Origin of the sequence: Streptomyces sp. NPDC014864 (assembly GCF_043081525.1) — a bacterium.
In the GTDB taxonomy this organism is placed as follows: Bacteria; Actinomycetota; Actinomycetes; order Streptomycetales; family Streptomycetaceae; genus Streptomyces.
The window spans coordinates 97,255-110,382 of record NZ_JBIBWT010000006.1 but is presented as its reverse complement, the minus strand read 5'-3'; the positions used below and the strand labels follow the sequence as shown (position 1 = coordinate 110,382).

The window sequence follows — 13,128 nt, the reverse complement described above, 5'->3', positions numbered from 1 at the left end:
TCGGGGGCCGCTGAGGCGACTGTAGGGTTCCGCCAAACCTCCCGCGGGCCCGGTCGTGGCGCGGTGCCGCCCGTCGGACGCTCCCCGCCGCCCCGCCCGGGTTCCGGTCGCCGTACCGGCCCGCCGCGTAGCCGCCCGCTCACCCTTCGTACGTCGCGTGTCCGGATGGTGGGCGGCCGCTTCGTCCGGGCGGAGAGGTTGCCCAGACTGTGGACCGTTTTCGCCCCCCACACCCGTACTGGACGAGTCGCGCCCATGCCCAGCAGCACCACCGTCGAGACGCCACGCGAGGCGGACGACGCCACCCTGTCCCACGGCCTGAAGCAGCGCCATCTGTCGATGATCGCCCTCGGCGGCGTCATCGGCGCCGGCCTGTTCGTCGGCTCCGGCGCGGGAATCGCCGCCGCCGGCCCCTCGATCGTCGTCGCCTACGCCCTCTCCGGGATCCTCGTGATGCTGGTGATGCGGATGCTCGGCGAGATGTCGGCCGCCTACCCCTCGTCGGGGTCCTTCTCCGCGCACGCCGAGCGGGCGCTCGGTCCCTGGGCGGGCTTCACCGCGGGCTGGTCCTTCTGGGTCCTGCTCTGCACGGCCGTCGGGCTGGAGGGGATCGGCGCGGCGAAGATCGTCACCGGCTGGCTGCCGGGCACGCCCGAGTGGGCGTGGGTGGCGCTGTTCATGGTGGTCTTCTGCGCCACGAACCTGGCCGCGGTGAAGAACTTCGGCGAGTTCGAGTTCTGGTTCGCCGCGCTGAAGGTCGGCGCGATCACGCTGTTCCTGGTGCTCGGTGTGCTGGCCGTCGCCGGTGTCCTGCCCGGCACCTCCTCCCCGGGTGCCTCGAACCTCACCGACTTCCTCCCGCACGGCGGCGAGGGCCTGGTCGTCGGGCTGCTCGCCTCGGTGTTCGCCTACGGCGGTCTGGAGACGGTCACCATCGCCGCCGCCGAGTCGGAGAACCCGGTCAAGGGCGTCGCGAGCGCCGTGCGCACCGCGATGTGGCGGATCGCGGTGTTCTACATCGGCTCCATGGCGGTCATCGTCACCCTGGTCCCCTGGGACTCCAAGGAGGTCGTGGCCAAGGGCCCGTACGTCGCCGCGCTCGACCACCTGGGCATCCCGGGTGCCGGCCAGCTGATGAACGTGGTGGTGCTGGTCGCGCTGCTGAGTGCGATGAACGCCAACGTCTACGGCTCCTCCCGCATCGCGTACTCCCTGGTGCGGCGCGGTCAGGGGCCCCGCGCGCTGGCCCGGGTCTCCGGCGGCGCCCCGCGGATCGCCGTCCTGGTGTCCTGCGTCTTCGGCTTCGCGTGCGTGCTGCTCAGCTACTGGCGGCCGGACGACGTCTTCCCCTGGCTGCTGAACATGATCGGCGCGGTGATCCTGGTGGTGTGGATCTTCATCGCCGTCTCGCAGCTGCGTCTGCGGCGCCGGCTGGAGCGGGAGTCGCCGCAGAAGCTGGTCGTGCGGATGTGGGGCTTCCCGTGGCTGACGTGGGTCGCCCTGGCCGGCATGGCGGCGATCTTCGTCCTGATGGCCCGGCAGCCCGACACGCGGGTGCAGCTCTACTCGACGGGCGTCATGACCCTGGTCCTGGCCGCGATCGGGTACGCCTGGCAGCGTGCCCGCGCCCGGAACTGACCCCCGCCGCCACCCGGAAGGCCCCCACGCGGACACGTGGGGGCCTTCCTGTTCCGGTATGCCGGATTCCGGGTCATCGTGGGGGTATGCCGAGGGAGATGACCTACCACTGCTACACCTGCGGCGCCTCTGAGCCGCACCGGCAGCCGCGGGACGACCGGGAGCGCGCGTTCATCCGCGCGCTGGTGAAGAAGACGTACGTCGAGGACTACTGGATCTGCGTCACTCCCGGCGGGGACTGCCGCAACATCCGGTACGCCTGGGACGACAAGCCCTTCGACCCGCCGGTCAAGATGCCCGAACCGGAGTGAGGCTCACAGGTTGCTGAAGTCCGGCTCCGCCGTGCGGGTTCGCTTGATCTCGTAGAAGCCGGGGATCGAGGCGACCGCGACGGTGCCGTCCCACAGGCGGGCGGCCTCCTCGCCCTTGGGGGCCGGGGTGACGACCGGGCCGAAGAACGCGATCTGCTCGCCGTCGGCGCCGGGCAGGGCGATGACCGGGGTGCCGACCTCCTGGCCCACCTTGTCGATGCCCTCCTTGTGGGAGGCGCGCAGCTCGGCGTCGTACTCGAAGTCCTCCTGGTCCGCGTACTCGATGAGGTCGGCGGGCAGGCCCGCGTCCTGGAGCGCGCCCGCGATCGCCTCGACGGTCGGGCCCTCGCCGCGGTTGTGGAAGCGGGTGCCGAGCGCGGTGTAGAGCGGGCCGAGGACGTCCGCGCCGTGCTTCTGCCAGGCCGCGGTCACCACCCGTACCGGCGCCCACGCCTTGGTGGTCAGCATCTCCCGGTACTTCTCGGGAAGTTCGTCCAGCCTGGGCTCGTTGAGCACCGCGAGGCTCATGACGTGCCAGCGGACCTCGATGTCCCGCACCTTCTCCACTTCCAGCACCCACCGGGACGTCATCCAGGCCCACGGGCACAGCGGGTCGAACCAGAAGTCGACGGGGGTCTTGCCGGACGGGGTCGCGGTCTCGGACATGCTTCTCCTCGGACGGAGCCCGGTGACCGGGCTGCGGACCGTACACGTACTTCAACAGGCAACATCGCCCTCGCGCGTCCCATTCCCTGCTGTCCGGCGACAGGAGCACATGGCAGGATCGGTCCTGTTCCGTCGTGTCCGACATCCGAGACCCAGCTGAGGGAGTACCGCCCGTGCCCGGTGAGAACCTGTCCCGCGACGAGGCCCGGGAGCGGGCCGCCCTGCTCTCGGTCGACGGCTACGAGGTGTCCCTCGACGTGCGCTCCGCGGTGGGCGGGGAGGCCGGGGACGGGGCGCGGACCTTCCGCTCCGTGACCACCGTCCGCTTCCGCTGCGCCGAGCCCGGCGCCACGAGCTTCGCGGACCTTCTCGCACCGAGCGTCACCGCCGTCTCGCTCAACGGCAAGGACCTCGACCCGGGCGAGGTCTTCGACGGCTGCCGCATCCGGCTGGAGGACCTCGCCGCCGAGAACGAGCTGGTCGTCGACGCCCAGTGCGCCTACTCGCGCACCGGCGAGGGCCTGCACCGCTTCGTCGACCCCGAAGACGGCGAGGTGTACCTCTACACCCAGTACGAGCCGGCCGACTCCCGCCGGGTCTTCGCCAACTTCGAGCAGCCCGACCTCAAGGCACCGTTCCGCTTCCAGGTGCGCGCGCCGGAGGACTGGACGGTGTGGAGCAACGGAGCGGGGGAACTGCACGACGGGGTCTGGCGGTTCGCGGAGACCAAGCCGATCTCCACGTACATCACCTGTGTCGTGGCGGGCCCGTACCACCATGTGACCGACTCCTACGAGCGGGTCCTCGAGGACGGCACCCGGCTGGAGATCCCGCTCGGCGCGCTCTGCCGCAAGGGCCTGGCCAAGCACTTCGACGCCGACGACGTCTTCCTGGTCACCAAGCAGGGCCTGGACTTCTTCCACGACCACTTCGACTACCCGTACCCCTTCGGGAAGTACGACCAGGCCTTCGTGCCCGAGTACAACCTCGGCGCCATGGAGAACCCGGGCCTGGTGACCTTCCGGGAGGAGTTCATCTTCCGCGGCAAGGTGACGCGGGCGTCCTACGAGGGCCGGGCGAACGTCGTCCTGCACGAGATGGCGCACATGTGGTTCGGCGACCTGGTCACCATGGAGTGGTGGGACGACCTGTGGCTGAAGGAGTCCTTCGCGGACTTCATGGGCGCGTTCTCGCTGGTCGGCGCGACCCGCTTCACGGACGGCTGGGTCACCTTCGCCAACCGCCGCAAGGCGTGGGCGTACCGGGCCGACCAGCTCCCCTCCACGCACCCGATCACGGCTGACATCCGCGACCTGCAGGACGCCAAGCTCAACTTCGACGGCATCACCTACGCCAAGGGCGCCTCGGTGCTGAAGCAGCTCGTGGCGTACGCCGGCCAGGACGCTTTCCTGGAGGGCGCGCGGCGCTACTTCAAGCGGCACGCGTACGGGAACACCCGGCTGGGCGACCTGCTCGAGGTGCTGGAGGAGACCAGCGGCCGCGACATGGGCGCGTGGGCGCGGGCGTGGCTGCAGACGGCCGGGGTCAACTCGCTGACGCCGCAGGTGCTGCTCGGCCCGGACGGCCGGATCCAGGAGCTGGCGGTGCTCCAGGAGGCCGCCGAGGCGCACCCGGAGCTGCGCCCGCACCGGGTGGCGGTGGGCCTGTACCGGCGCGGCGACGGCGGCGCCCTCGAGCGGTACGCGCGCGCCGAGGTGGACGTCGAGGGTCCGCGCACGGTCGTGGCGGAGCTGGCCGGCGCGGACGCGCCCGAGCTGGTCCTGGTCAACGACGACGACCTGACGTACTGCAAGATCCGCTTCGACGACACCTCGCTGGCCACGTTGCGCGAGCACCTCGGCGAGCTGACCGACCCCCTGGCCCGCGCGCTGTGCTGGTCGGCGCTGTGGAACCTGACCCGGGACGCGCTGCTGCCGGCGCGGGACTTCGTCGGCCTGGTGCTGCGGTTCGCGGGGCGCGAGTCCGACATCGGCGTGCTGCAGATGCTGCACGCGTGGACGGACTCCGCGCTCGTCCACTACGCGGCGCCCGCCTGGCGGGAGACGGGCGGGGCGCTCGTGGCCGAGGGCGCGCTGCGCGAGCTGAGGCAGGCCGAGCCGGGCAGCGAGCACCAGCTCGCCTGGGCCCGTTTCTTCGCGAAGGTGGCCCACGCCCCGCAGGACCTGGACCTGCTGTCGGACCTGCTGTCCGGCACGGCCGGCATCGACGGTCTCGACGTCGACCAGGAGCTGCGCTGGGCGTTCCTGGAGCCGCTGGCGGTGCACGGGGTCGCGGACGAGAAGACGCTCGCCGAGGAGCTGGCCCGGGACGACACCGCCTCCGGCAAGCGCCACCAGGTGCGCTGCCTGGCCGCGCGCCCCTCGGCCGCCGTCAAGGCGCAGGCGTGGGCGCAGGTGGTGGAGTCGGACGCACTGTCGAACGCGCTCACCGAGGCGACCATCGCGGGCTTCGCGCGGCCCTCGCAGCGCGAGCTGCTCGCGCCGTACGCGCCGAAGTACTTCGCGGCGATCGAGCGGGTGTGGGCCGAGCGGTCGATCCAGATCGCGATGGACGTGGTGGGCGGCCTGTACCCGTCGTTGCGGGACTCCCGGGAGACGCTGGAGGCGACGGACGCCTGGCTCGCCGCGCACGAGCAGGCCGCCCCCGCCCTGCGCCGCCTGGTACTGGAGGCGCGGGACGACCTGGCGCGGGCGCTGCGCGGACAGGCGTGTGACGAGGCCGCCGCCTCTGGCCAAGGATTCAGTCCTCGGTAACCGTTACGAAGTTCAGGCAGGACATGCCGTAACCCCTGGCCCGCCCCCGAGCGGACCAGGGGTTTTCGGCATCCGAACACCCGTCCTTGAGGACGGGCCTGTCCGGGTTTGCCGACGGGCGTGTAACAGGGGTTAAGGGGGAGACGGGACGCGGGAATTCCCGGGACATGAACCACAACACCCCCCTCTCCTCCCGTCCGCTCCGCCACCTCGCCGACGGCCCACGTCGGGTTCTGACGGCCGCTCAGCTCCGCGCTCACGGCGTCTCGGCGGCCGAGGCCGCCGAGCGGTGCCGCCCGGGCGGCAGCTGGCAGCAGTTCCTCCCCGGCGTCTACCTGCTCCACCCGGGGCCGCCGACGAGCGAGGAGCGCCTGCACGCGGTACTCATGTACGCGGCGCGCGAGTCCGCCCCGCACATCGCCCCCGGGGTGCCGGTCCAGCCGACCGCGGGCGAGCCGCCCCGCCCGGTGTACGCGGAGGCGCTGATCACGGGCCTGGCGGCGCTGACCCTGCACGGTTTCCGCGCCGCGCCACCGCTGCCGTCGCTGGAGCGGATCGACGTGCTGGTGCCCCGGCTGCGTCGGGTGCGCTCGGCCGGCCCGGCGCGGATCGTCCGCACCGGCGCCCTGCCCGCGCCCGAGACCGTCACTGGCCTGCCGGTGGCCCCGGTGCCGCGCGCCCTCGCGGATGCGGTGGCCGAACTGACCGACGGGGAGGCCGTACGGCGGCTGCTGACCGAGGCGGTGCGCGGCGGGCACTGCGAACCCGCAGCGGTGGTACGGGAGTTGACCGAGGCGCGGCTGCTGAGCCGGGCGCACGTGGTGGACGCGGTGAACTCGCTGCTGGCCGAGGGGCGGGCGCTCGCGGAGACCCGCCTGTACCGCATGGTGCGGGAGTACGGCCTGCCGGAGCCGGTGTGGAACGTGGACCTGCGGCTGCCGGGCGGCCCCCACCTGGGCGGCGTGGACGCGTACTGGCCCGAGCGGGCGGTCGCCGTGGAGCTGGACACCCGCGCGCCCCGCCCGGACGACCGGCCGGAGGACGAGCCCGAGGGGTCGGAGTACACCCGCAAGCGGGAGCATCTGGAGCGTCTCGGCATCACGGTCGTGCACATCACCCCGCGCAGGCTGCGCGACACGATGGACCAGCAGGCGACGGTGGTCCGTACGGCGCTGATGGCGGCGGCCGACCGGGACCCCGCCGCGTACGTGGTGGTGCTGCCCCGGTAGGGAGCGGCCGGATCGCCAGGGGGGGAGGGGAGGGGCCACCGCCCGAACGGGGCCCCTCCTCGTGCGCAGGGGCTCCCGCCCCACCGCCGCTCAGCCCTTCTTCAGCACCAGTTCCGTGTTGCGGTCCTCCGGATCGCCCGCCAGCGCCTTGTTGGCGCCCGGCGCGTTGAAGGCCAGCTCGCGGTACAGGGCGGCCAGTCCGGTCTGGCTGAGGTCGGCGAAGTCCGTGCGGTGCGGGGCCGCGGACTCCACCAGCGTGGTGAACAGCGACAGGGTGCCGTCCTTGTTGTCCACCAGCTCCACGACACGGGCGAGTTGCGGATGGTCGACGTGCGAGGCGGTGGAGATCTCCCAGAAGGAGTGTCCGCCGGACGCGGAGTGCGGGGTGACGACGTTCCGGTGGATGTGGCCGTTCACCCAGGCCAGCACGTTGCTGTGGCCGGCCAGCAGGGCGACCACCTCGGCTCCGTTGTGCCGGCGCTCGCCCGGACGGGCCGGGTCGGGGCGGGTGTTCGTCATCGTCTTGCTGGTGTGGTGGCTGAAGACGACCACGTACGCGTCCTTGTTCTCGCCCAGTGTGCGGTCCAGCCACTTCAACTGGGCCGTCCCGACGGACCCTTCGTAATGGCCGCCCGGGTCGGTGGTGTCGAGGCTGATGCCGACGACGTCGTCGGCGATGCGGAAGCTGTAGTACTGGGTGCCCGCGTCGAGGTTGGCGGAGGAGTAGCCGTGGCCGGCCGGGCCGAGACCCGCGTGGGCGGGGTCCAGGTGGGCCTTGAGGTAGTCGGCGGGGGTGTACGGGGCCCGCTTCTCGTCCGGGGTGACCGCGCGCATGTCGCGACTGTGGGACTTGAGCAGGTCGCGGAAGTCCACGCCCCTGGGGTCCGTGCCGTTCTTGACGGCGTCCTGGAGCTTCTTCGCCTGAGCCGGCGGCAGGTTCATGAGCTTCCGGCCGCCGATGGCGTACTCGGTGAGGTAGGAGTCGCCGTGCGCGTAGCAGCCGAGCGGCAGGGCGTCGTGGTTGCCGACCGTGGAGTACCAGGGCAGGTTGAGGCCGGGGCTGCGGACCTCGCGGACCGCGGCGGCCAGGAAGCCGGGCAGGTGCGGGAAGCCGAGCTGCTTGTCGGCGTCACGGGTGTCCGAGTCGGGCTGCCAGTACAGCTTCAGTCCGCTGTTCTGGACGCCCTCGTAGTGGCGCGGGTCGCCGGAGTTGGGCGTGATGCGCCCACCGCTCATGATCTTCATGAACCACTCCAGCTCACAGTGGGCGTTGTTGTCGGTGTTGTCGCCGGTGGTCATCACGAAGTGCAGCGGGGAGCCGGTGACGGGGGCGCCCCGCAGCGCGTTGACCCGCTCGACCAGTGAGACGGCGCCCGGCACGGTGAGCGCCTCGTGCGGACGCCAGGCGTGCGGGTCGGCGGAGCGCAGGTACTCCAGGCGCAGCGGGTGCTGGACGTCCATCAGGTGCAGGTCGGTGAACTGCACGAACGCGGCGAGCGCCGTGCGCCGGGCGGCGCGGCCCGACTTGGGCGCGGCCAGCTCGCGGCGCACCACGCGCTGCCATCCGGGTCCGTCCCCGAGCCGGCGGTAGCCGGACGCGGTGCGGGGGGCGGCGACGCCCGCGACGGTGGTGCCCTTGGTGTACGGCGCGAGAGGCGCCGCCGGGGCCTTGCGCGAGGACGCCACCGGCGCCTGGCCGGAGCCCTCGGCGCCGGCGCGGTGGCCGGTGGCGGCCTGGCTGTCGGTGGCCCGCAGGGCGTGCGCGACGCCCGCGGAGAGGGACACCGCTCCCGCGGCGGCGAGGACGGAGCGCCGGTGGACCCCCGGCACGGAGGCGGTGACAGAGCGTGTGCGCGACATGGCGCGGTCTCCCCGGGTGCGAACGCGTCGGCAGTGGTCACGGGCGCTCGCTGCCGCGAACTTCCCGCTCGCATTCGATGCTTCGCACCGGGAGTGGCCTGTGCGTGAACGTGACGGCAACGCGCGGCGCCGATCACGGTACGTGGATCTCGGCCCACCACGCGCGTCCGCGAGCGCTCTCCGGGCGGCCCGGAACCGGTCACGCGGTGTTCATCTTCCGGGGTACCGGAGAGCTGCCGGGTCCTGTCGTCAAACTCGCACGGCAGGCGGGAGTTCGACACCACGACCTAGGGGCGTGGCGCGCGTCCCGCGGGCGGCCGCTCGCGCCACAGCACGAGCGCGGTGTCGACCAGGGCGATCCGGTGCAGGGCGGGCACCTGGTCCAGCGGGTGCCAGGCCGCCATGTCGGTCGTGCCGCCGACCTCGTGGCGCAGTTCGCCGCCGGTGATCCGGCCCTCGTACAGGAGCCGTACGGCGTGGCGGTCGACGGTGCGGCCGAGACGGCGCGGGACGCGGCGGCGGAGGGAGTCCACGCCGAGCAGGCCGGCGATCTCGATGCGGTAGCCGGTCTCCTCCCCCACCTCCCGCAGCACGGTGTCGTGGGGGTCCTCGCCGTGTTCCGCCCCGCCGCCCGGCAGGGTCCACTCCGGTACGCCGTCGTCGTCCCGGCCGCGGGCCAGCAGGAGGTGCCCGCCACGGACGCACACGGCGTAGGCCGCCACCCTCAACTTCTGTCGCACACCGCGACATTACGGCCTGTCCGGCGGACCGTGCGGCGGACGCGGACGATCCGCCGGACAGGCCACGTCCCGCCGGGTCCGCGGTGCGCGCGGCGACAGCACCCGGACGAAGCCGGGGTTGCCGCCCGCGGCTGCATCCGGCCGCCGGCGACCGCGCCCGGCCGGAGGCCCCGGTCGAACGGGGCACCATCGGGAGACACGTCACCCTTTGCACGGCTATCTCCCCTGTGGCGCATGGCGGAAGTACGCCATGAGTCCATCCCGCCAGAGTCAACTCTCCCCAAACAACTTTCCCTTGGGTAAAGCTGAGCGATCGTCCGGCTCCGAATTCCGGACTGGGGCGATCGACTCGATCGCCGCTCGCCTGGTTCCTTTACCTCCAAGGGATGCCGATGACCTCCGATCCCCAGCGCGCTCCGCTCACGGGCGCCAGACGCCTGGCCCGCATCGCCGTGGCCGCAGGCGTGGTGGCCGCGCTCTCCGCGGCCGGGCCCGTACCCCTGGCCACCGCCCAGGACAGTCCCTCCCCGGCCGACCCGGCCGTCAAGTCGGCGAGCGCCAAGCTCGGTTCGGACGACGCCGACCTGCTCGCCGAGGCCAAGGCCGACGGCGCCAAGAACGTCACCATGATGGTCGCGACGGCGCCCGGGCAGACCGAGCAGGTCGCCCGGCAGCTCGAGGCGGTCGACGGCGGCTCCGTCGGCCGCGCCTACGACAAGCTCGGCTACGTCCGCGCCACCGTGCCCACGGCCGAGGCGGACGCGGCCATCGCCGCCGCCGAGAAGCTGTCCTCCGTGCACGCCATCGACCTGCGGCAGGAGATCGCGCTCGACGACCCGCCGCCGAGCGCCGAAACCGCCAAGGGGGCCCAGGGCACCGCGGCGGCCACCTACTCCGGGCCCGGCAAGGACACCCCGGCCGCGAACCCGTACAACCCCTCCTTCGAGACCGGCGCCGTCGACTTCGTACGGCAGAACCCGAAGGCGGACGGCCGGGGCGTGACCATCGGCATCCTCGACTCCGGCGTGGACCTCGGCCACCCGGCGCTGCAGAAGACCACCACCGGCGAGCGGAAGATCGTCGACTGGGTGACGGCGACGGACCCCATTGTCGACGGCGACGCCACCTGGCGCCCGATGGTGACCTCCGTCTCCGGGCCCAGCTTCACCTACGGCAACCAGACCTGGACCGCCCCGGCCGGTTCCTACCAGGTCAGCACCTTCAGGGAGTCCGTCACCGCGGGCGGCGACGCCAAGGGCGACGCGAACCGCGACGGCGACACCACCGACTCCTGGGGCGTCCTGTACGACGCGGCCGCCGGCACGGTCCGCGTCGACCTGAACAACAACAGCGACTTCACCGACGACGAGCCGATGAAGCCGTACAAGGACGGCTTCCAGATCGGCTGGTTCGGCACCGACGACCCGAAGACGGACGTCGTCGAGCGCCAGCCGTTCGTGGTGCAGATCCGCAAGGACGTCTCGATGGACCCCTACGGCGGGTCCTGGGTCGGCAAGAAGGCCGACTTCGTCAACATCGGCGTCATCGAGTCCGAGCACGGCACCCACGTCGCCGGCATCACCGCCGCCAACGGCCTGTTCGGCGGGAAGATGAACGGCGCCGCACCCGGCGCGAAGCTCGTCTCCTCGCGCGCCTGCACCTGGAGCGGCGGCTGCACCAACGTCGCGCTCACCGAGGGCATGATCGACCTCGTCGTCAACCGCGGCGTCGACATCGTCAACATGTCGATCGGCGGCCTGCCCGCGCTCAACGACGGAAACAACGCGCGCGCCGAGCTCTACACGCGGCTCATCGACACCTACGGCGTGCAGCTGGTGATCTCCGCGGGCAACTCCGGCCCCGGCGCCAACACCATCGGCGACCCCGGCCTCGCCGACAAGGTGATCTCGGTCGGCGCGGGCATCTCCAAGGAGACCTGGGCCGCCAACTACGGCTCGGCGGTGAAGAAGCCGTACGCGATGATGCCGTTCTCCTCGCGCGGCCCGCGTGAGGACGGCGGCTTCACGCCGACCCTCGTCGCCCCCGGCGCCGCGATCAACACCACCCAGACCTGGCTGCCCGGTTCCCCGGTCGCCGAGGCGGGCTACTCGCTGCCGGCCGGCTACTCCATGCTCCAGGGCACCTCGATGGCGTCCCCGCAGGCCACCGGCGCCTCCGCGCTGCTGCTGAGCGCGGCGAAGCAGAAGGGCATCGAGCTCAAGCCCGCGGATCTGCGCACGGCGGTGACCTCGACCGCCCACCACATCAAGGGCGTTCAGGCCTACGAGGAGGGCGCGGGCCGCATCGACGTCGTCGACGCCTGGGACGCGATCCGCTTCGACGCGACCGCCCACGACTACACCGTCAAGGCCCCGGTCGACACCGCGCTGGACCAGTTCCTGAAGACGCCGGGCTTCGGCACCGGTCTGTACGACCGCGAGGGCGGTCTCAAGGCCGGCGAGAAGAAGACGTACGACGTCACCGTCACCCGCACCTCCGGCCCGGACCGCGGGGTCTGGCACACGCTGCAGTTCGCGAACAACGCCGGTGACACGTTCCGGATCGTCGGCTCGCCGCTGGTGAAGCTGCCGCTGAACCAGCCGGTGACCGTGCGGGTCCAGGCCGCTCCGGGTTCCGCGGGCGTCAAGAGCGCGATCCTCGAGGTCGACGACCCGTTCACCGAGGGCGTAGACAAGCAGATCCTCACCACCGTCGTGGTCGCGTCGCCGGTCGCCTACACCTGGTCCACGTCGGGTTCGGTGCAGCGCAACAGCACGCGGTCGTACTTCCTGACCGTGCCCGAGGGCGCGAAGTCGCTGGAGGTCGCGATCGGCGGGCTGGCGGACAAGAGCCAGACCCGGTTCATCGCCATCCACCCGTACGGCACTCCGGTCGACAACACCTCCACGCCGTACTGCTACAACAACTACCTCGACGGCAACGGCTGCAAGCCCGACGTGCGCTCCTACGCCGACCCGCAGCCGGGCGTCTGGGAGGTCGAGGTCGAGTCGCGCCGCACCTCGCCGCTGCTGGACAACACCTACAAGCTGGACGTCTCCGTCCTCGGCGCGGTCTTCGACCCGGAGACCGTGACCGTGCCCGAGGCGAAGGTCGGCACCCCCGCCACCGCCTCCTGGAAGGTCACCAACAGGTTCGCGCCCCTCGACGGCAAGCTGGTCGGCGGCCCGCTCGGCTCGTCCAAGACGGCCCGGCCCACCATCAAGAACGCCGAGAAGCAGACCACGACCGTGGTCGTCCCCGAGGGCGCCCAGTCGCTGGACGTCGCCATCGGCAACGTCAGCGACACGGCCGCCGACCTGGACCTGACGGTCTACGACGCGAGCGGCAAGAAGGTCGCGCAGTCCGCGGACGGCGACTCGGAGGAGGCGGTGTCCATCGCCGAGCCGGCCGCCGGCACCTACACCGTCGAGGTCGTCGGCTACTCGGTACCGTCCGGCTCGACGGCGTACGACTACCGGGACGTGTTCTTCTCCTCCGCGCTCGGCAACGTCACGGTGGACGGCTCGGCGCCGGTGAAGCTGGGCACGGGCGACTCGGCCACGGTGACCGGGCAGGTCACGGCCGCGGCCGCGGCCCCCGAGGGACGTGAGTTCTTCGGGCGGGTGCAGCTGGTCGACGCGCGCGGCACGGTCGCGGGCCTGGGCAACGTGAAGATCGAGAAGGTCACGCAGTAGGGCGATACACCCACAGGAGGGCGGGCGTCCGGCACGGACGCCCGCCCTCGGCCGTGTCCGGGGCGACGCGGGCGCGGGCGTCGCGCCGGACCCGCCCCCCGGGGCCGGTTGCGGGCGCGGCGACCGCGCCCTTCCCTGCCGGACGGATGCCACCGCCGGACCCGACGCCCGGCCGTGCCCGGGGCGGCCAGGTGCGGGACCCGCCCGGCCTGTGG

8 protein-coding genes are annotated in these 13,128 nt (G+C 72.3%); 5 read left to right on the top strand and 3 right to left on the bottom strand.

The window, feature by feature from the left end; genetic code table 11:
• Positions 1 to 255 precede the first annotated feature (255 nt).
• Together ACF1A5_RS12925 and ACF1A5_RS12920 are read left to right on the top strand one after the other, a co-directional pair.
• Positions 256 to 1,638 (top strand): amino acid permease, encoded by a 1,383-nt coding sequence (locus ACF1A5_RS12925; protein ID WP_392192887.1) that lies wholly within the window; start codon positions 256 to 258, stop codon positions 1,636 to 1,638.
• Positions 1,639 to 1,724: 86 nt separating this feature from the next.
• Positions 1,725 to 1,949, top strand: a complete 225-nt coding sequence (locus ACF1A5_RS12920; RefSeq protein ID WP_392192886.1) for a hypothetical protein — start codon at positions 1,725 to 1,727, stop codon at positions 1,947 to 1,949.
• 3 nt (positions 1,950 to 1,952) lie between these two features.
• Here the strand turns inward: ACF1A5_RS12920 and ACF1A5_RS12915 are convergent, their stop codons facing one another.
• Entirely contained in the window at positions 1,953 to 2,615 is a 663-nt protein-coding gene (locus tag ACF1A5_RS12915) for a DsbA family protein (RefSeq protein WP_392192885.1), read from the bottom strand.
• A 173-nt stretch (positions 2,616 to 2,788) separates the two neighbouring features.
• Here ACF1A5_RS12915 and pepN point away from each other — a divergent pair, with 173 nt between their 5' ends.
• Both pepN and ACF1A5_RS12905 read left to right on the top strand, forming a co-directional pair.
• Positions 2,789 to 5,389: an aminopeptidase N gene (gene pepN, locus ACF1A5_RS12910; protein ID WP_392192884.1), complete on the top strand. Its 2,601-nt coding sequence runs from the start codon at positions 2,789 to 2,791 to the stop codon at positions 5,387 to 5,389.
• A 167-nt stretch (positions 5,390 to 5,556) separates the two neighbouring features.
• Positions 5,557 to 6,618 (top strand): hypothetical protein, encoded by a 1,062-nt coding sequence (locus ACF1A5_RS12905; RefSeq protein WP_392192883.1) that lies wholly within the window; start codon positions 5,557 to 5,559, stop codon positions 6,616 to 6,618.
• Between the two features lie 90 nt (positions 6,619 to 6,708).
• Here ACF1A5_RS12905 and ACF1A5_RS12900 read toward each other — a convergent pair whose 3' ends face one another.
• Positions 6,709 to 8,478 carry a TIGR03767 family metallophosphoesterase gene (locus ACF1A5_RS12900; protein WP_392192882.1) on the bottom strand — a complete coding sequence of 590 codons (1,770 nt, stop codon included), beginning with the start codon at positions 8,476 to 8,478 and terminating at the stop codon, positions 6,709 to 6,711.
• A gap of 287 nt (positions 8,479 to 8,765) precedes the next feature.
• On the bottom strand, positions 8,766 to 9,218 hold the full coding sequence (locus ACF1A5_RS12895; protein ID WP_392192881.1) for an NUDIX hydrolase: 453 nt from the start codon (positions 9,216 to 9,218) through the stop codon (positions 8,766 to 8,768).
• A gap of 392 nt (positions 9,219 to 9,610) precedes the next feature.
• Here ACF1A5_RS12895 and ACF1A5_RS12890 point away from each other — a divergent pair, with 392 nt between their 5' ends.
• Positions 9,611 to 12,913 carry a S8 family serine peptidase gene (locus ACF1A5_RS12890; RefSeq protein WP_392192880.1) on the top strand — a complete coding sequence of 1,101 codons (3,303 nt, stop codon included), beginning with the start codon at positions 9,611 to 9,613 and terminating at the stop codon, positions 12,911 to 12,913.
• Positions 12,914 to 13,128: the final 215 nt, after the last annotated feature.

Excerpts from the sequence above, each read along its gene's own strand:
- ACF1A5_RS12925 (WP_392192887.1), top strand. The coding sequence starts at position 256 with ATGCCCAGCAGCACCACCGTCGAGACGCCACGCGAGGCGGACGACGCC.
- ACF1A5_RS12920 (WP_392192886.1), top strand. The coding sequence starts at position 1,725 with ATGCCGAGGGAGATGACCTACCACTGCTACACCTGCGGCGCCTCTGAG.
- ACF1A5_RS12915 (WP_392192885.1), bottom strand. The coding sequence starts at position 2,615 with ATGTCCGAGACCGCGACCCCGTCCGGCAAGACCCCCGTCGACTTCTGG.
- ACF1A5_RS12905 (WP_392192883.1), top strand. The coding sequence starts at position 5,557 with ATGAACCACAACACCCCCCTCTCCTCCCGTCCGCTCCGCCACCTCGCC.
- ACF1A5_RS12900 (WP_392192882.1), bottom strand. The coding sequence starts at position 8,478 with ATGTCGCGCACACGCTCTGTCACCGCCTCCGTGCCGGGGGTCCACCGG.
- ACF1A5_RS12890 (WP_392192880.1), top strand. The coding sequence starts at position 9,611 with ATGACCTCCGATCCCCAGCGCGCTCCGCTCACGGGCGCCAGACGCCTG.